This window comes from Flavobacterium ammoniigenes, from assembly GCF_020886055.1.
GTDB lineage: Bacteria > Bacteroidota > Bacteroidia > Flavobacteriales > Flavobacteriaceae > Flavobacterium > Flavobacterium ammoniigenes.
In genome coordinates this window covers 485,455-504,079 of record NZ_AP025184.1, presented here as the reverse complement: position 1 = coordinate 504,079, position 18,625 = coordinate 485,455, and the positions used below count along the sequence as shown (strand labels likewise).

The 18,625-nt window shown below is 35.9% G+C and carries 15 protein-coding genes; 6 read left to right on the top strand and 9 right to left on the bottom strand.

Annotation, left to right across the window (positions count from 1 at the left end; genetic code table 11):
* Nucleotides 1-39: 39 nt before the first annotated feature.
* A complete protein-coding gene (locus tag LPC21_RS02200) occupies nucleotides 40-1,938 on the top strand; it encodes an amidophosphoribosyltransferase (protein WP_229317876.1) in 1,899 nt (632 codons plus the stop codon).
* A gap of 236 nt (nucleotides 1,939-2,174) precedes the next feature.
* Here LPC21_RS02200 and LPC21_RS02195 read toward each other — a convergent pair whose 3' ends face one another.
* The gene (locus LPC21_RS02195; RefSeq protein WP_229317875.1) at nucleotides 2,175-2,783 is read right to left on the bottom strand and encodes a superoxide dismutase; all 609 of its coding nucleotides are present in this window, start codon (nucleotides 2,781-2,783) and stop codon (nucleotides 2,175-2,177) included.
* Nucleotides 2,784-2,874: 91 nt separating this feature from the next.
* Nucleotides 2,875-3,558 (bottom strand): ComF family protein, encoded by a 684-nt coding sequence (locus tag LPC21_RS02190; RefSeq protein WP_338030345.1) that lies wholly within the window; start codon nucleotides 3,556-3,558, stop codon nucleotides 2,875-2,877.
* Between the two features lie 98 nt (nucleotides 3,559-3,656).
* Between LPC21_RS02190 and LPC21_RS02185 the strand changes: the two genes are divergently transcribed.
* Nucleotides 3,657-5,204: a glycine--tRNA ligase gene (locus LPC21_RS02185; RefSeq protein ID WP_229317873.1), complete on the top strand. Its 1,548-nt coding sequence runs from the start codon at nucleotides 3,657-3,659 to the stop codon at nucleotides 5,202-5,204.
* A 66-nt stretch (nucleotides 5,205-5,270) separates the two neighbouring features.
* Here the strand turns inward: LPC21_RS02185 and LPC21_RS02180 are convergent, their stop codons facing one another.
* The 5 genes from LPC21_RS02180 to LPC21_RS02160 all read right to left on the bottom strand — a co-directional run bounded on the left by LPC21_RS02180 (nucleotide 5,271) and on the right by LPC21_RS02160 (nucleotide 10,032).
* A complete protein-coding gene (locus LPC21_RS02180) occupies nucleotides 5,271-5,804 on the bottom strand; it encodes a DUF3575 domain-containing protein (protein WP_229317872.1) in 534 nt (177 codons plus the stop codon).
* A 75-nt stretch (nucleotides 5,805-5,879) separates the two neighbouring features.
* The gene (gene thiL, locus LPC21_RS02175) at nucleotides 5,880-6,926 is read right to left on the bottom strand and encodes a thiamine-phosphate kinase (protein WP_229317871.1); all 1,047 of its coding nucleotides are present in this window, start codon (nucleotides 6,924-6,926) and stop codon (nucleotides 5,880-5,882) included.
* A gap of 121 nt (nucleotides 6,927-7,047) precedes the next feature.
* Nucleotides 7,048-8,844: a translation elongation factor 4 gene (gene lepA, locus LPC21_RS02170; protein WP_229317870.1), complete on the bottom strand. Its 1,797-nt coding sequence runs from the start codon at nucleotides 8,842-8,844 to the stop codon at nucleotides 7,048-7,050.
* A 156-nt stretch (nucleotides 8,845-9,000) separates the two neighbouring features.
* Entirely contained in the window at nucleotides 9,001-9,663 is a 663-nt protein-coding gene (locus LPC21_RS02165; protein ID WP_229317869.1) for a GIN domain-containing protein, read from the bottom strand.
* Between the two features lie 12 nt (nucleotides 9,664-9,675).
* Complete coding sequence (locus LPC21_RS02160; RefSeq protein WP_229317868.1) at nucleotides 9,676-10,032, bottom strand: hypothetical protein; 357 nt, start codon at nucleotides 10,030-10,032, stop codon at nucleotides 9,676-9,678.
* A gap of 172 nt (nucleotides 10,033-10,204) precedes the next feature.
* Between LPC21_RS02160 and dusB the strand changes: the two genes are divergently transcribed.
* Nucleotides 10,205-11,197, top strand: coding sequence for a tRNA dihydrouridine synthase DusB (gene dusB, locus LPC21_RS02155; RefSeq protein WP_229317867.1), 993 nt, complete (start codon nucleotides 10,205-10,207; stop codon nucleotides 11,195-11,197).
* Between the two features lie 6 nt (nucleotides 11,198-11,203).
* On the opposite strand, the gene LPC21_RS02150 is transcribed toward dusB, so the two are convergent.
* Nucleotides 11,204-12,403 carry an FtsX-like permease family protein gene (locus LPC21_RS02150; protein ID WP_229317866.1) on the bottom strand — a complete coding sequence of 400 codons (1,200 nt, stop codon included), beginning with the start codon at nucleotides 12,401-12,403 and terminating at the stop codon, nucleotides 11,204-11,206.
* Between the two features lies 1 nt (nucleotide 12,404).
* Nucleotides 12,405-12,797, bottom strand: a complete 393-nt coding sequence (rbfA, locus tag LPC21_RS02145) for a 30S ribosome-binding factor RbfA (protein ID WP_229317865.1) — start codon at nucleotides 12,795-12,797, stop codon at nucleotides 12,405-12,407.
* A gap of 178 nt (nucleotides 12,798-12,975) precedes the next feature.
* Here rbfA and LPC21_RS02140 point away from each other — a divergent pair, with 178 nt between their 5' ends.
* The 3 genes from LPC21_RS02140 to LPC21_RS02130 all read left to right on the top strand — a co-directional run bounded on the left by LPC21_RS02140 (nucleotide 12,976) and on the right by LPC21_RS02130 (nucleotide 18,575).
* Nucleotides 12,976-16,125: a UvrD-helicase domain-containing protein gene (locus LPC21_RS02140; RefSeq protein WP_229317864.1), complete on the top strand. Its 3,150-nt coding sequence runs from the start codon at nucleotides 12,976-12,978 to the stop codon at nucleotides 16,123-16,125.
* A 181-nt stretch (nucleotides 16,126-16,306) separates the two neighbouring features.
* Nucleotides 16,307-16,954, top strand: coding sequence for a hypothetical protein (locus LPC21_RS02135; protein WP_229317863.1), 648 nt, complete (start codon nucleotides 16,307-16,309; stop codon nucleotides 16,952-16,954).
* Between the two features lie 208 nt (nucleotides 16,955-17,162).
* Nucleotides 17,163-18,575: an OmpA family protein gene (locus LPC21_RS02130; protein WP_229317862.1), complete on the top strand. Its 1,413-nt coding sequence runs from the start codon at nucleotides 17,163-17,165 to the stop codon at nucleotides 18,573-18,575.
* Nucleotides 18,576-18,625 lie beyond the last annotated feature (50 nt).

Genomic DNA, 18,625 nt, shown 5'->3' with positions numbered 1-18,625 from the left:
ATAAAAAAATAAAACAACACAACCAATTACAATACACCAATGAGCGACGCTTTACAACACGAATGTGGAATTGCCTTAGTAAGGCTTTTGAAACCGCTTGAATTCTACAAAGAAAAATACGGAACTGCTTTCTACGGGATACAAAAAATGTATCTGATGATGGAAAAGCAACACAACCGAGGACAAGACGGAGCCGGTTTTGCCAGTATTAAGTTTGATGTAGAACCTGGACAGCGATACATTAGTCGTGTGCGTTCCAACGCTTCACAACCTATTCAAGATGTATTTGCTCAAATCAACGAGCGTATCAATGAAGAGATGACCAATCATCCTGAATATGCTAACAATGTGGCGTTACAAAAAGAGAACATTCCTTATTTAGGGGAGTTGTTTTTAGGTCACGTTCGTTATGGAACTTTTGGTAAAAATAGTATTGAAAGTGTACATCCATTCTTGCGTCAAAGCAATTGGATGCACCGAAACTTAATTTTGGCAGGAAACTTTAATATGACCAATGTTAAAGAATTATTCCAAAATCTTATTGAACTAGGACAACATCCAAAAGAAATGGCCGATACCGTAACGGTAATGGAAAAAATTGGTCATTTCTTAGATAAAGAAGTAATGCAATTGTACCAAGAATGCAAAGAGATGGGCTTGAATAAAAGAGAAGCTTCTCCCGTTATTGCCGATCGTTTGGATATTGCTAAAATATTAAATCGTTCTTCTAAAAATTTAGATGGAGGATACGCTATGGCGGGATTGTTAGGACACGGAGATGCCTTTGTGTTTAGAGATCCAGCGGGAATTCGACCAGCTTATTTCTATCAAGATGATGAAGTAGTGGTGGTAGCTTCAGAACGCCCAGTGATACAAACCGTATTCAATGTGCCTTTCGAAAGTGTTCAAGAAATTGATCCAGGAAGCGCCTTGATTATTAAAAAAGGCGGTGCTATTTCAATGAAACAAATCTTAACTCCTATTGAGAAAAAAGCCTGTTCATTTGAGCGCATCTATTTTTCAAGAGGAAGTGATGCAGAGATTTATCAAGAAAGAAAAAATTTAGGAAAATTAATCTTGCCATCGGTTTTAAAAGCAATTGATCAAGATACAGATAATACCGTGTTTTCGTATATTCCAAACACAGCCGAAACTTCTTTTTACGGATTAGTAGAAGCAGCTCAGGATTTCTTGAACCAAAGAAAAAATGATTATATTTTAAAGAATAGAAGTACCTTAACGGAACAAACCTTACAAGAACTTTTGAAGGTTAAAATTCGTACGGAAAAAGTGGCGATCAAAGATGCTAAATTAAGAACCTTTATTACAGAAGATAGTAGCCGTGACGATTTAGTGGCTCACGTCTATGATGTAACTTATGGCGTGATTAAACCTACCGATAATTTGGTTATTATCGATGATAGTATTGTTCGTGGGACTACGTTGAAAATGAGTATCATTAAAATGATGGATCGTTTGAAACCAAAACGAATCGTGATTGTCTCTTCGGCACCACAAATTCGTTACCCAGATTGTTACGGAATTGATATGGCAAAACTAGAAGGTTTGGTTGCCTTTAGAGCGGCTTTAGCTTTGTTAAAAGAGCGCAACTTATACCATATAGTGGATGAGGTGTATGCCAAGTGTAAAGCGCAAGAAAATTTCAAAGATGCGGAAGTTGTCAATTATGTAACAGCTATTTATGAGCCTTTTACACCAGAGGAAATCTCAGATAAAATTGCAGAGATGTTGAGTTCCCCTGAAATCAATGCCGAAGTAAAAATCATTTTCCAAACGGTTGAAGACTTGCATATTGCCTGTCCTAAAAATTTAGGGGATTGGTATTTTACAGGGGATTATCCAACTCCAGGAGGAAACCGAGTTGTAAACCGAGCTTTCATGAATTTCTACGAAGGGAAAGACGCGAGAGCTTATTAGATCAAAAGAAACGCTTTGTCGATGATTTAAGACGTTCGTCTAAAATAAATATAAAACAATATTGGTAAAGATATCTTTACGCTACCATTTACATTAGAAGGTTAAAGTTATGGTAGATTTGGGGCAAAAGAGGAGGAAGTAATTCCTCCTCTTTTATTTTTTATATAGAACTTACAATGATTCAATAAAAAAATCCGCTGAGGTCATCAGCGGATTTTTATTTATTCAATAAAAGATTATTTGTCTAAAACAAAACGTCTTGTTACTTCTGTCCAATTGATTACATTGAAGAATGCTTCGATATAATCAGGTCTTCTATTTTGGTAGTGCAAGTAGTAAGCGTGTTCCCAAACATCCATTCCAAGAATTGGAGTTCCGCTACAACCTACTTCTGGCATTAATGGATTGTCCTGATTTGGAGTGCCACAAACGTCTAATTTTCCACCTTTGTGAACGCACAACCAAGCCCATCCAGAACCAAATTGAGTAGCTCCCGCTTTGGCAAATTTAGCTTTGAATTCTTCAAATGTACCAAAAGATGCTTCGATAGCTTCTAATAATTCACCTGTAGGTAAACCACCACCGTTTGGAGTCATTACAGACCAGAACAAATTGTGATTGTAAAAACCACCACCGTTGTTACGAACAGCTGCATTGGTTTTGTCTAAATTGATTAAAATGTTTTCAATGGTTTTACCTTCTAAATCGGTTCCAGCAATAGCTGCATTCAAGTTAGTAGTATATGCATTGTGGTGTTTTGTATGGTGAATTTCCATAGTGCGTGCATCAATGTGCGGTTCTAATGCATCGTAAGCATAAGGTAATGGTGCTAATTCAAAAGCCATGATATAATTATTTTAAGTGAAAATTAAAAAGTGAATTCAAAATTAGTCAATTAACTTGAAATAGAAAAAGCAATTGGGGTATAATTTTTTTTTAAGAATCGGCCATAGCCATGCAAACAATGCTAATCTTGGTTCCAGGAATCTTTAACAACGCTTTGGCACAAACTTCTAATGTTGCCCCTGTAGTAATCACGTCGTCAATCAAAAGGAAATGTTTATTATGGTCTTTTTCGTCAAACGAAACATCAAAAATAGTATCGATACCTTCAGTTCTACCCAACCGATTTTTTTGCGATTGTGTTTTGGAATACACTTGCCGATACAAAATCGAATTGTTCACCGGAATCTCTAATTTTTTGGCTAGGGCATTTCCAAATTCAGTCACCTGATTGTAGCCTCTTTCTCGTAATTTCTTCGGATGTAAAGGCACTGGAATAATTGCATCTACTGTCTGAAGCAATTGGCTGCTTTTTAATTCTTCGCCATACCATTCGCCTAAAACAGTTCCAATAGCTTCTTGTCCACGGTATTTTAAACTATGAATCAATTCTTGGACAATTCCTTTTTTGTGAAAATACACTAAAGCCGAAACCTGTTCAACCGGAATGCGACCATAAAATTTTTTATAAGCATCGTTTTCTGGATTTTTATGGTGCTGAGTGAGCGGTATTTCGTGCCGGCATTTGGTGCAAATTACATTTTCGTTGCTCATTAAAACAGATTGGCAACCCGCACAAGTGGGCGGAAAAAATAAATGGAGGAGGCTTTGGAACATAGGATTTGGGTTAGGATAGATAAAAATAAGGAAATCAGCGATTCAAACTTTAACTATTTCCTTTTTTTTAAGGACACTTTTTATATTTTTGCACTACTATGGCAAAACAAGAAGATTTATTTAAGAATGTCGTTTCGCACGCAAAAGAGTACGGATTTATTTTTCCGTCAAGCGAAATATACGATGGATTGAGTGCAGTATATGATTATGCACAAAACGGAGTTGAATTAAAGAAAAATATTCGCGAATATTGGTGGAAATCAATGGTGCAAATGAACGAGAATATCGTTGGTTTGGACGCCGCGATTTTGATGCACCCAACCACTTGGAAAGCATCAGGTCACGTGGATGCGTTTAACGATCCGTTGATTGACAACAAAGATTCAAAAAGAAGATATAGAGCCGATGTCTTGATTGAAGATTATGCCGAAAAGCTAAATCAAAAAGCAATCAAAGAAATCGAAAAAGCACGTGTACGTTTTGGAGAGGCGTTTAACGAACAAGAGTTTGTGACCACCAATGCCCGTGTGATGGAATACAAAGCCAAGGAAAGAGAAATTCTGGAAAGAATGGCTCGTTCTCTAGGAAATGAAGATTTAGAAGATGTAAAAGCTTTAATCGAAGAGTTGGAAATTGCATGTCCGGAGTCAGGATCAAGAAACTGGACCGAAGTGCGCCAATTCAATTTGATGTTTGGAACTAAATTAGGTGCCTCTGCAGACTCTGCGATGGACTTGTACTTGCGTCCAGAAACGGCACAAGGAATTTTTGTCAATTTCTTGAACGTTCAAAAATCAGGGCGAATGAAAGTACCTTTTGGTATTGCTCAAACGGGCAAAGCCTTCAGAAACGAAATTGTAGCGCGTCAATTTATCTTCCGTATGCGTGAATTCGAACAAATGGAAATGCAATTTTTTGTGCGTCCAGGCGAAGAAATGCAATGGTATGAACATTGGAAAGCGACCCGTTTGAAATGGCATTTGTCATTGGGATTAGGAAAAGAAAGATACCGTTTTCACGATCACGAAAAATTAGCACATTACGCCAATGCGGCTGCCGATATCGAATTTGATTTTCCTTTTGGATTCAAAGAATTAGAAGGAATCCACTCGCGTACCGATTTTGATTTGAAAGCACACGAACAATTTTCTGGTAGAAAATTACAGTATTTTGATGCCGAATTGAACCAAAATTATGTACCGTATGTAGTAGAAACATCTGTTGGATTGGACAGAATGTTCTTGGCCGTTTTTGCAACTTCTTTAAAAGAAGAAACTTTAGAAGATGGTTCTACACGAACTGTGTTGAGTTTGCCAGCCGTTTTGGCGCCAACTAAAGCAGCCATTTTACCATTGGTTAAAAAGGACGGATTACCAGAAATTGCACATCAAATTATTGCCGATTTGAAATGGGATTTTAATGTAACGTATGATGAGAAAGATGCGGTAGGAAGACGTTACAGAAGACAAGATGCTTTGGGAACTCCTTTCTGTATTACGGTGGATCATCAAACGATCGAAGACCAAACCGTAACGATTCGTCATAGAGATAGTATGAAACAAGATCGTGTTCAAATTGCCGACTTGAAAAACATTATCGAAAATGAAGTGTCAATGAAGAATTGGCTGATGAAAATGAATGACTAAGTTTCGGTTAGACGAAACACATGATAAAAAAAGTCCCAAATTCAATTGAGTTTGGGACTTTTTTATTTAGTTAAAGCGATATCCTAAATTGATTCCACCTCTTCCTATAACATCAGGACTATCACTGTTTAGTAAATTTCTTCCAATACCACCACTTATTTCGAAAATAAATTTTTTCTTGTGAACCCATTTTGCACCCAAACTAAATCCTAAGGCAACATCGGTAAAGTTATCTTTTTTAGTGTAGATGTAATCGTCTCTTATTGGATCATAGATTGAATGGTATCCTGTATTTCCAGAGTTTAACATACCAAAACCTTCTACAAAGAAACCAGCGGCTCTTTTTTTTCCAAAATAGGCACGATAATAAGGTGATAAACTAAAATTAATATCGGCATCTCCTTTTTTCATAAAATATACCGAAGCACCAATTCCTGAATCTTCATTTAAAATCCGTTCGTAAGTGATTTCAATTGGACTCAGAACAAACAAAAACACATTGGCTTTGAGTTCATTTTTTTCAATTGATGTGAATTCTTTTTCCTGGCTATAACCAAAGAAAAATGAAGATAAACATAGGGCAATTAAAATTTTTTTCATTTGTTTAAGATTTGGGTTTATGCGAAATAAAATTAAAAATTAATTTTAGATAAATAGTGTAGTATATAAATAAAATTATTCTGCAATAGCATTCCATCCTCTGGCTTTCAACGCAATTTTAGTGTTGGCTCGGGTAACCAAATGGATACCTTCGCTTTCTTGGGTCATATGACCAATAATAGAGAAGTTGGGATTGCCTTTTATTTTGTCAAAATCTTCCATGGCTATGGTGAAAAGCAATTCGAAATCTTCGCCTCCATTAATCGCCACCGTAGTACTGTCGATATTAAATTCCTCGCACACATTAATGAACTGAGGATCTAAGGGTAATTTGTCTTCGTATAAATTACATCCTACTTTTGATTGTTTGCACAAATGAATAATCTCAGACGACAAGCCGTCAGAAATATCAATCATAGAAGTGGGTTTAATTTCCAAAGCGTGCAATAATGTACGCACGTCTTTTCTTGCTTCCGGTTTCAATTGGCGTTCAATTAAATAGGTATAGGCATCCAAATCAGGTTGCGAATTGGGGTTGACTAAAAACACTTGTTTTTCTCTTTCCAAAACTTGCAAGCCCATATAAGCCGCGCCAATATCGCCCGTTACTACTAACAAATCAGTAGATTTGGCTCCATTTCTATAGGTTAATTCAGCTTCGTCTGCTTCACCTATAGCGGTAATCGAAATGATCAATCCTTTTTGCGAGGAGGTAGTATCCCCTCCAATAACATCCACTTTGTATTCATTGGCAGCCAAAGTAATTCCTTCGAACAATTCTTCTAAGGCTTCTAGCGGAAAACGATTGGATACCGCAATAGAAACTGTGATTTGTGTCGCTTTGGCATTCATAGCGCAAATATCAGACACATTAGCAACAACTGCTTTGTATCCTAAATGTTTCAAAGGCATATAGGCCAAGTCAAAATGGACTCCTTCCACTAGCATATCTGTTGAAACAACTACTTTTTTGTCTTTGAAATCCAAGACTGCGGCATCGTCTCCAATTCCTTTTAAAGTTGAAGCTTGCGTGATGGCAAAGTTTTTAGTCAAGTGATCAATCAATCCAAATTCGCCTAATTGCGAAATGCTGGTGCGTTGTGGGTTTTTATCTTCAATCATAATGATGTAGCAAAGTTTAAAGCGGCAAAGGTACAAAGTTTTTTAGGCATAGATTCCTAAATTGAAAAACAAAACCCAACAACTTTCGTCATTGGGTTTTAACTTTGAATATCGTATTTTATTAATCGTTCAATTTCAATACTGCCATAAAGGCTTCTTGCGGAATTTCAACGTTACCTACTTGACGCATACGTTTTTTTCCTTTTTTCTGTTTTTCCAATAATTTACGCTTACGCGAAATATCACCTCCATAACATTTAGCCGTAACGTCTTTACGTAAGGCTTTGATCGTTTCACGCGCAATAATTTTAGCTCCAATAGCGGCTTGAATTGGAATATCAAATTGTTGTCTTGGAATCAACTCGCGTAATTTTTCGGTCATTTTTTTACCAATATTGTAGGCATTATCTTCGTGAATCAAAGCAGAAAGGGCATCTACCGTTTGGGCGTTTAATAGTACATCTAATTTGACCAATTTAGATGTTCGCATTCCAATTGGCGAATAGTCAAACGACGCATATCCTTTAGAAACGGTTTTCAAACGATCGTAAAAATCAAATACGATTTCGGCCAAAGGCATATCGAAATTCAATTCTACTCTTTCCGTAGTCAAATAAGTCTGATTGGTAATTAACCCACGTTTTTCAATACACAAACTCATTACGTTGCCAACGAAATCGGCTTTAGTAATGATAGTGGCTTTAATATACGGTTCTTCTACTCGGTCTAATTTAGAAGGTTCCGGTAAGTCCGATGGATTGTTCACGATAAGTGGCGTTTCTGGATCTTTTTTGGTGTAAGCCAAATACGAAACGTTAGGCACCGTGGTAATTACCGTCATGTCAAACTCACGTTCCAAACGCTCTTGGATAATTTCCATATGCAACATTCCTAAGAATCCGCAACGGAAACCAAAACCTAAAGCGGCCGAACTTTCAGCCACAAAAACTAAGGAAGCATCATTCAATTGAAGTTTTTCCATTGATGAACGTAAGTCTTCATAATCTTCGGTGTCTACAGGATAAATTCCAGCAAAAACCATTGGTTTTACGTCTTCAAATCCGGTAATCATATTTTGAGTAGGTTCTTTGGCATCGGTTAAAGTATCCCCTACTTTTACTTCTTTAGCTTCTTTAATTCCTGAAATCAAGTAGCCAACATCTCCAGCTGAAATGACTTGTTTCGGAACCTGATTTAATTTTAGGGTGCCGATTTCGTCCGCAAAATATTCATTACCTGTGGCCATGAATTTAATTTTTTGTCCTTTTTTGATTTCGCCATTAATGACACGGAAAATAACTTCGATTCCGCGGAAAGGATTGTAAACGGAGTCAAAAATTAAGGCCTGTAAAGGCTCGTCTTTGCTTCCTTTAGGCGCTGGAATTTTTTCGATTATGGCAGCTAGAATATTTTCAACTCCAAAACCTGTTTTCCCTGAAGCATGAATAATATCTTCTAGTTTACAACCTAATAAATCGATAATATCGTCGCTCACCTCTTCGGGGTTAGCGCTTGGTAAATCAACTTTATTCAAAACCGGAATAATTTCCAAGTCGTTTTCTAAAGCCAAGTATAAATTAGAAATGGTTTGTGCTTGAATACTTTGCGCTGCATCTACAATCAATAAAGCGCCTTCGCAGGCCGCAATAGAACGAGAAACTTCATATGAAAAATCTACGTGGCCCGGAGTATCAATCAAGTTCAAGATATACTCTTGACCTTGGTAGGTGTATTCCATTTGGATAGCGTGACTTTTAATGGTAATTCCACGTTCACGCTCCAAGTCCATATTGTCCAACAATTGCGCTTTTTCTTCACGAGCAGTTACGGTTTGAGTGGCACCAAGTAATCGGTCGGCAAGCGTACTTTTTCCGTGGTCAATGTGGGCAATTATGCAAAAATTTCTAATATGTTTCATTATTCACTTTCAATATCAAGTTCAATCCCGAAACTTCGGGACAATAGCAATTAAAATGCTATTGGTCTGCAAATATAGGGTAAAACTTTGATAGTTTTTTTCAAATTAAAGCACGAAAAATCAAAAATGAGATTTGATTTTTAGCAATATGAAATGCTAGTCAATCAGCTTTCCATTCCCAATTTTAGTAGAATTGGAACTAAATTTTGCTTGCCCTTTATTAATGATATCTCCGTTTCCGAATAGTTTTCCAGAGACTTCTTCAGACACATTAACTACTACATTACCATTTCCTATGTTTTTAACCTTCGCTTTTTTTGCCACTAGCGTTTCGGAAATAACATCTCCATTCCCGATTTTTTCAATATCAAGTTGGTCTGTTGTTCCATTTAAAGTGGTATTTCCGTTTCCGTAATTCTTCAATCTAAAATACCTTCCAAAAATATGAGTTACTGTCAAATCACTATTCCCTGCATTTTTAATTACACTTGCTTCTGGCATTGTAATTTTTATAATAGTATTTGTATTTTCAATATACATACGATTCTTTCGGTTGCCTTTAAATTGAATTTTCAATTCATGTTCAGATGGATTTTCTTTGAATTGTAAAATACTTTCTAGGTTGTCATCAATAGTGACAGAAACACTCCAAGTTTTTCCAATTTCTACTTCGATGTTGCCATCTATATCTTCAAAATAGACTTTGTCAAAATTTTTATAATCGTAGGTTTTGGTGCTGGTTTTTCCAGAACCTTTAATTTGCGAATTACAAATAATAGTACTGAATACTAAAACGAAAGTTGAAATTAATTTTACCATAATTGTTAAATGTTAGTTTTTATAACCCATTGATAATCCAATATCGCCTGTTACTTTTAAAGCTACATTGGCTGGTTCGGTTGATTTATTTTCAATAATTAACGCCGTGTTTTTGTCAGTTTTTAGTTTTATAGTTTCGTTTGGAGAAACAATAAGGGGAGAGTGAGTACCGCCTGAAACGGGTGCCATAACTAGTCTTAAATCATGATTTGAAATATTCTTTAGAACTACTTTGAATGATCCATGTTCATTATTACCAAGCACAAAACTTTCATTAGGCTTAATTGAAGTGTTTGAATTTAAAGTACTGAAAATGCTACAAGAAGTAATAAATACGAATAGAAAACTAGCTGCAATTATTTTTTTCATTAAAAGGGTAATTTAGTAAACCTGGAATTAGGCTTTGGTTAATATAAAAATCAAACGGTGCTACCGGTAAGAATTTTTCGTAAAACTAATTATTAATTTCAAATGAAGGTCAGGCTAGGGTTTAAATTTCATAACTAAATTAACTTAACTATCTTTGCCAAAAATTAGCACTTTGATCAAGATCGGCAACATAGAATTACCTGATTTTCCTTTACTACTTGCGCCTATGGAAGACGTGAGCGATCCGCCATTCCGTAGATTATGTAAAACACATGGCGCCGATATGATGTATTCGGAATTTATTTCTTCCGAAGGCTTGATTCGTGATGCGATCAAGAGCCGTCAAAAACTCGATATTTTTGATTACGAGCGTCCGGTTGGCATTCAAATTTTTGGAGGCGATGAAGAAGCGATGGCGTTATCATCCAAAATAGTGTCGACTGTCCATCCGGATTTAATTGACATTAATTTTGGTTGCCCTGTAAAAAAAGTAGTATGCAAAGGGGCAGGTGCTGGCGTCTTGAAAGATGTAGATTTAATGATTCGGTTGACCAAAGCCGTAATTGACAGTACCGATTTACCCGTAACAGTTAAAACCCGTTTGGGTTGGGACGAAAGCTCAATCAATATTGACGAAGTGGCAGAACGGTTGCAAGACATTGGCGTTCAGGCCTTGTCAATTCATGCACGAACGCGTGCTCAGATGTACAAAGGGCATTCCGATTGGTCACACATTGCTAGGGTGAAAAATAATCCTAGAATCACCATGCCTATTTTTGGAAATGGCGATATTGACTCGCCCGAAAAAGCCTTGCGCTATAAAAACGAATACGGTATTGATGGTATAATGATTGGTCGTGCCGCCATTGGGTATCCTTGGATTTTTAACGAAATCAAACATTACTTTAAAACCGGCGAACACTTACCAACTCCTTCTGTTATTGATCGAGTAGAAGCGGCTCGAAACCACTTAATGTGGTCCATGGAATGGAAAGGTGAACGACTGGGAATTGTAGAAATGCGCCGTCATTACACCAATTATTTTAAAGGCATTCATTCCTTCAAAGACTACAAACAAAAATTAGTTACTACCGATGAGGTGGACGATTTGTTTAGCGTAATGAAAGAAATCGAAGAGGTGTATGCAGGTTATGAGTTTGTGTAATTGGAGTTAATCCAACAACTTCTTGCTCACACGACTACTTGCTATTAATGAGGCAATAAATCCAAGCAAAATAATCGTTCCCAAAACAATCGCAACATTTTCTAGCGTAAAGACTACAGGATAAGCCATGGTTGGTGTAATCATAATTAACTCAAATTGTTGTTGTAACACCACCAGTCCAATACCTAAAAGCAAACCAATTACTCCTCCAAAAACACTCAACAAAGTGCCTTGAAGCAAGAATATTTTTCGCAAATCTTTGATTTCGACTCCTAAGTTGAATAAAGTTTTTAGGTTGCCTTTTTTGTCCAAAATCATCATAATCAATGCGCCAATTAAGTTGAAAAGCGCGACCACAATCACCAATGTGAATATCAAGTAAACCGCAATATTTTCGGTATTCAACATTTTATAAAGCGATTCGTTCAATTGCGCTCTGTTTTTTACTGTAATAGTATTATTGAAAATGGTCTGTAATTGCTCGATGATTGCTTTTTCATTGGCGCCTTTCTGAATTTTAATTTCCAATCCTGATACTTGATTGGGTTGGTATTCCAATAATTCTTGGGCAAGACCCAAATCAGCAAAAACATATTTAGAATCCAAATCTTCATTGATGGTATATATGCCAATTGGCAACAAATCGGATTCATTAAAAGCTTGTTCCGGATTGTCGATGGCGCCTTTGCCAGGCTTTGGAACAAAAACTTCCAAAGGTCGGTTAAAGTCCAAAAGGCCCATCGAGAATTGCTGCGCAATGCCGTAACCCACCACGACTTGATTGGTATTAGGCGCTAACCATTGGCCGTTAAAAAGATTTTTTTCAATGGGATTGACTTTGGAAAACAAACTATCAATTCCTTTTAGGTAGGTTACTTCTTGTTTGCCATCAAAAGTGAATAAAACCCGTTCCTCAATAATTTTGGAATAGGAAACAATTCCTTCAATTTGTTTGATTTTCCGATCTTGTTCGGGCGAAATCAAAATAGACTTACCTAATGTCGAGTTGAGTTTTAAGTCAGGATCTATCGCATTGGCAAAAGAAAGACTAAATTCTTTCAATCCACTAAATACCGATAGTACTACAAAAAGAGCGAGTGCTCCAATGATAATTCCCACACTAGCAATACGATTAATAATGTTGATAGCATTGTTTTTGCTTGTGCTACTACTGTATCGTTTGGCTATGTAAAATGGAAAGTTCAATTTACGATTGTCTGCGTTTTTCTAAAAGATCTCTGTTTTCAATAGGGTTGTCTCGGTTGGCTAATGCTTTGTCAATCTTTTCGATATAATCTAATGAATCGTCAATAAAGAAAACCAAATTAGGCACTTTACGCAATTGCAAACGCACGCGTTGCGACAAATCGTGTTTAATTAATGTAGTATTGGTTTTGATAGCCACTAAAGTTTCTTGGGCTTTTTCCTGAGGAAAAATACTTAAATGGACAGTAGCAACAGATAAATCTGAAGTAACTGCTACTTTGGATACTGAAATAATCAAATTGGTTATTCCATTTTTTCTCACTTCACCTTGCAGGATATCCACCAAATCTTTTTGGATAACGCCACCTATTTTTTTCTGTCTATTTGTTTCCATGATGCAAAAATACTACTTTTAAACTTTATTCGTGCAAATTTTAAATCGAACCAAAATTTCAAGAAGCTATTCCTGCTTTTCGCTTTATCTTTCCTGCTGAACCCCAGCAGGAAAGGATGTCGCTTCAATCAGGGCTAGGGTTTTGTTTTTAGCACCCGAATAGATTGATATACCCATTATGCAAAGACACTCCTTTTCGATATACGATGCTTCAGCCGGTTCAGGAAAAACCTATGCCTTGGTCAAAGAATATTTAAAAATTATCCTGAGCTCGCCCAAAAACGATGCCTATCGAAATATCTTGGCCATTACCTTTACTAACAAGGCGGTACACGAAATGAAAAGCCGTATCGTAGGAAGTTTGTCTGAATTTGCTAAAGATACGCCATCTTCAAAAGCACAAGAATTGATGCAAGACGTTTCCGTAGATACGCGACTTTCCATCATCCAAATTAAAACCAAAGCGCAACAAATCATCAAGCACCTAATTCATAATTATGCGGCTTTTGATATTTCGACCATTGATAAATTTACCCACAAAGTCATTCGTGCTTTTGCACACGATTTGAATTTACCCATGACGTTTGAGGTTACTTTGGATACTGAAAATTTACTGATTGAGGCCGTTGATGCCATCATTGCGCAAGCGGGTGAAGACGAAATCTTGACTAATTTATTAGTTGATTTCACCATGGAAAAGACCGACGATGACAAATCTTGGGACATTTCGCGCGAGATTCTGGAAACCGGAAAATTAGTTTTGAATGAAAACAACCGAAATGAAATCACCCATTTTCAGGACAAATCCATTACTGAATTTCTTGAAATCAAGAAAAAACTCGCTGCTGTTTGTGCCGAATTAGAAAAAGAAACCGTCACTTTTGGTAATGAGGCTGCAGCTTTAATTGAACAAAAAGAAATTGATCCTAAGTCATTTTCACGAGGTACTTTTCCGAATCATATTGCAAGTATTCAAGCCGGGAAATTCAATCCAAAAAACAAAACATTCAAGGAAGTAGACGATATTGCCATTAACAAAACAGCTCAAGATCGCGAATTGATTGAAGCAATTATTCCTGATTTGTTGTCCATTTTGTCCAAAGTCTATGCCTTGTTTGAGAAAATTTATTTTTACAAAGCCTTCTTAAAAAACATCACGCCTTTGTCGTTATTAAATACGGTGAGTAATGAATTGGCCAAAATCCAACAAGAACAAAACATTCTTTCCATAACCGAATTCAATGCGTTAATTCACCGCGAAATTCAAAACCAACCGGCACCATTTATTTACGAGCGTCTGGGCGAACGCTACCGTCATTTTTTTATTGACGAATTTCAAGACACATCGGAAATGCAATGGCAAAATTTGATTCCGCTTATTGACAATGCGCTTTCAGGCCAAGATGAATACGGAGATAAAGGGACTTTGATGATTGTGGGCGATCCTAAACAGTCCATTTACCGCTGGCGTGGTGGAAAAGCGGAACAATTTATCGAGTTGAGTAAAGACCAAAATCCGTTCAACAATCCCGACAAGAAAGTAACACAATTGGAATACAACTACCGTTCGTATTCACAAATAATAGAATTCAACAATAGTTTTTTTAAGCAATTGGCTAACGAATTCCAACATCCGGATTACAAAGATTTGTATGAAAATCACAGCCATCAAAAGGTAAATTCCAAGACAGGAGGTTATGTCAATATTTCGTTCCTACCGGATACAGCAGAATCAGAAGAAGTAGGAGTTGATAAAACCGAAAAGTATGTGCAAGCTACTTTAGATACGATCAACCAAGTACTTGAAAAAGGTTTTGAGTACAAAGATATTGTCATCTTGACTCGCAAACGCGGACAAGGAATTGCAGTGGCTAATTTTTTGACAGAGCAAGGTGTTCCGCTATTATCGTCCGAAACCTTAATGATCCAAAACGCTACTGAAGTCCGTTTCATTATTCAGGTATTGAAATACTTAAAAAACAGTTCGGATATAGATGCCAAAGCCCATTTTTTACATTATTTGGGGTTACATGCTCAAGACCATTTGCCGGTGCATGATTTTATTGCTAAAGGTAAAGAGCTGGTTGATGAAACTGAATTTGAACACTGGTTATTGCAATTTAATTTGGATTTATCCTTTCAAAATCTCCGAAAAAAGTCCTTGTATGAAGCGGTAGAGATTATGGTGAGTAAGTTTTTGAATCCTAAACTTCGTACTTCCAGTTATGTACAGTATTTTCTAGATATTGTATTGGAAAGAGACATTCGCAATCAAGCAGGAGTTGCTGATTTCTTGGATTTTTGGGATAAAAGCGCCGATAAATTCAGTATTCCGTCGCCCGAAGGAACTAATGCTGTCCGAATTATGACCATTCATAAGTCCAAAGGATTGGAATTCCCGGTGGTGATTATGCCTTTTGCCGAAGAAGATTATAGCCGCAAACCCAAAGATAAATTATGGCTGAATGCAGAAGAAGCAACTGTTGGATTGCCCAAAGTATTAATTGACAATAGCAGTGCGGTGGAAGGTTTTGGCGGGGATGCATTAGAATTATACACGATTAAAAAACAAGAAGAATTACTAGATAATATTAATGTTTTGTATGTTGCTTTAACGCGTGCCGAAGAGCAATTGTATATTATTTCTAGTAAAAATCTCTCGAGTAAAGGAGAAGTGCCGAAAAACAACATGTGTGCTTTTTTTGTCAATTATTTATTGGAGCAAGGGGTTTATAAAGAAGAAATTCTAGAATATGAGTTTGGGAATTTAATCAAATTATCTTCAGAGGATAAACACGAAGATAGTTCTAAAATAATTCCTTCTGTAAATGAAGTTTTGAATCCAAAGAATATAAAAATTGCACAACGAGAAGCGCTAATGTGGGGAACACATCAGCAAGAAGCGATAGCGTACGGCAATGTAATTCACGAAATTTTATCCTTTGTAAAATGTAAAAACGATGTAGATTTAGCTATTGTTAAAGCCATAGAAGACGGATTGATTCAACTTGGTCAAAAGGAGGTGGTATATCAAACAATTTTTGAAATCGTAAATCACGAATCGCTAATTAATCATTTCGCCGAAGGCAATAGGGTATTAAATGAGCAAACGATTATTCAAAAAGAAGGGAAAATTATCAAGCCGGATCGAATGGTGGTAACTCCTGATAAAAAAGTATTCTTATTGGATTATAAAACAGGTGTTCCAAATCCAAAATACATAACACAATTAAATCATTATCAAAATGTGATTGAACAAATGGGATTTGAAGTAGTTGAAAAAGTGCTAATTTATATTGGAAGGCAAATAGTTGTATCAAAGGTTTAATTTTATGAAAAAAAACAAAAGGAATTTTTAGAGGATTTCAAATACAAATCAACGAATATAAATAGGGCTTAAAATAACCGATTTGAATTTTATTGATAAATGTTTTGCTTTTCTAAAATATGATTCTATTTTTGTTAAGAATTTTAAAATTAATTATAGAAATCATAAATTAAAATAAACTATGAAACATCTTAACAAAATTATCATTGCTGTTGTATTGATTGTTGGATTAAATGCTCAGGCACAAGATAGTAACAATCCATGGGCAGTTTCTTTTGGAGTAAATGCTTTGGATACCAAAACAAGTGCAGGAGGCGGAAACAATTGGCCAAGTGGTACCTGGTTTGACGGTCATTTTTCTCAAGCATATTCAGTAAAAGATAATTGGAATGTATTACCTGTGCTATCTTATGTTGGAGTATCAAGATACGTAGGAGATAATTTCTCTATTGGGCTTTCAGGATCTTTAAATAAAGTATCTAAATATGTTACTCGTGATTACACAGGATATAAAGTATCTAACCCTGGAGATCTTAAGTACTATGGAATAGAAGGTTTTGTTAAATATAGTTTAAAATCTGCTTTAAAATCTGAAAAAATTGACCCTTCAATTTCATTAGGATTAGGCTATTCTACTTTAGGAGATAACTCATATCAAACAGTTAGCCCTGGAATTGGAGTTGTTTATTGGGCATCAAAAACAGTAGGTTTAGAATATGCTACTAAATATGTTAAATCATTTGAAGAAAGAGAAATTTTAAAAGCGGCATATGCGCCTTCAATGATGCAACATTCATTAGGATTAGTAGTAAAATTTGGAGAAAAGTAGGCAATTATAAATTAGTCATACAATTAAAAAAAGCATCTTTATTAATAAAGATGCTTTTTTTAATTACATCTAATTGATATAATTTAAATGATTCTAAATTGTTCATAAATAGCAAAGTAGGATATTTAACCAAATAATAATTTTGCTGTTTAATAATTACGCCCTACTTTTGTTATAAATAACTTATAAGTAATTTAATAAATCAAATATGAAACATTTTAACAAAATTGTAGTTGTAACAATGATGATTTTGGGTTTAAGCTCAAACGCACAAGATAGTAACAATCCATGGGCTTTCTCTTTTGGAGTTAACGCAATTGACACTAAAACAAGCGCTGGCGGAGGGAATAACTGGCTAGACCGCCATTTTTCGCAACCATTTGCAATAAAAGAAAACTGGAATATTCTTCCATCTATATCTTACATTGGTGTAAATAAATATATTGGGGACAATTTCTCATTTGGTGTTTCCGGTTCAGTAAACAAAATCGATAAATTTGTAAACTATAGCTCAGCAAATGGATATGTAGTTTCAAACCCTGGAGATTTAATTTATTACGGAATTGATGCTACTCTTAAATACAGTTTTCAATCTTTAATCAAATCAAAAGTAATTGATCCTTCACTTTCTTTAGGAGGTGGTTATACATTTTTAGGAGATGCAAGCTACGGTACCATTAACACAGGAGCTGGAGTTACTTTTTGGATTTCTGAAAATATAGGTTTTGAATTAGCTTCAAAATATAAAAAATCATATGGAGAAAGAGTAACTGCTGGCATTCCTGATGCGCCTTCTTATTTTCAACATACTGCAGGATTGATTTTCAAATTTGGAGGTACTGATACTGATAAAGACGGAATTTATGATAAAGAAGACGCTTGTCCAGAAGTTGCTGGATTGAAACAATTCAATGGTTGTCCTGATACAGATGGTGACGGAATTGTTGACGGAATTGACGCTTGTCCAGAGGTTGCTGGTTTAGCTGCTTTGAATGGTTGTCCAGATGCTGATGCTGATGGAATTACTGATGCTGATGATGCCTGCCCACAAGTAGCTGGTTTAGCTACTTTAAAAGGTTGTCCAGATGCAGATAAAGATGGAATTGCAGATAAAGATGATAAATGTCCATCTGTTGCAGGGCCTAAAGAAAACGCAGGTTGTCCTTGGCCAGATACTGATAATGATGGCGTAGCTGATAAAGATGATGCTTGTCCAGAAGTGGCGGGACTTTTGAGCAACAAAGGTTGTCCAGAAGTAACAGCGGCTGACTTAGATAAAATTAGTGCTGATGCAAAATCAATTTACTTTCATACAGGTAAATCTACTTTTAGATCAGAAGATGTACCGGTTAAAATTGAGTCGATTTCAACTTTGTTAAAACAATATCCAACTGCTAAATTTAGTATTGAAGGACATACTGATAGTGATGGTTCAGAGGTATCTAACCAAAAATTATCTCAAGAAAGAGCTGATGTTGTTAGAAACGCATTAATCGAAAGAGGTTTGAAAGCTGAAAATTTAACTGCTATTGGTTATGGAGAAAGCAAACCAGTTGCTTCTAATAAAACTGCAGCTGGAAAAGCTAAAAACAGAAGAACAGAAGTAGTATTACAAAAATAATACACCTCAAATATTTTTTAGAAAACGCCCTGATTTATCAGGGCGTTTTT

Excerpts from the sequence above, each read along its gene's own strand:
- LPC21_RS02200 (WP_229317876.1), top strand. The coding sequence starts at position 40 with ATGAGCGACGCTTTACAACACGAATGTGGAATTGCCTTAGTAAGGCTT.
- LPC21_RS02195 (WP_229317875.1), bottom strand. The coding sequence starts at position 2,783 with ATGGCTTTTGAATTAGCACCATTACCTTATGCTTACGATGCATTAGAA.
- LPC21_RS02190 (WP_338030345.1), bottom strand. The coding sequence starts at position 3,558 with ATGTTCCAAAGCCTCCTCCATTTATTTTTTCCGCCCACTTGTGCGGGT.
- LPC21_RS02185 (WP_229317873.1), top strand. The coding sequence starts at position 3,657 with ATGGCAAAACAAGAAGATTTATTTAAGAATGTCGTTTCGCACGCAAAA.
- LPC21_RS02180 (WP_229317872.1), bottom strand. The coding sequence starts at position 5,804 with ATGAAAAAAATTTTAATTGCCCTATGTTTATCTTCATTTTTCTTTGGT.
- thiL (WP_229317871.1), bottom strand. The coding sequence starts at position 6,926 with ATGATTGAAGATAAAAACCCACAACGCACCAGCATTTCGCAATTAGGC.
- lepA (WP_229317870.1), bottom strand. The coding sequence starts at position 8,844 with ATGAAACATATTAGAAATTTTTGCATAATTGCCCACATTGACCACGGA.
- LPC21_RS02165 (WP_229317869.1), bottom strand. The coding sequence starts at position 9,663 with ATGGTAAAATTAATTTCAACTTTCGTTTTAGTATTCAGTACTATTATT.
- LPC21_RS02160 (WP_229317868.1), bottom strand. The coding sequence starts at position 10,032 with ATGAAAAAAATAATTGCAGCTAGTTTTCTATTCGTATTTATTACTTCT.
- rbfA (WP_229317865.1), bottom strand. The coding sequence starts at position 12,797 with ATGGAAACAAATAGACAGAAAAAAATAGGTGGCGTTATCCAAAAAGAT.
- LPC21_RS02140 (WP_229317864.1), top strand. The coding sequence starts at position 12,976 with ATGCAAAGACACTCCTTTTCGATATACGATGCTTCAGCCGGTTCAGGA.
- LPC21_RS02135 (WP_229317863.1), top strand. The coding sequence starts at position 16,307 with ATGAAACATCTTAACAAAATTATCATTGCTGTTGTATTGATTGTTGGA.
- LPC21_RS02130 (WP_229317862.1), top strand. The coding sequence starts at position 17,163 with ATGAAACATTTTAACAAAATTGTAGTTGTAACAATGATGATTTTGGGT.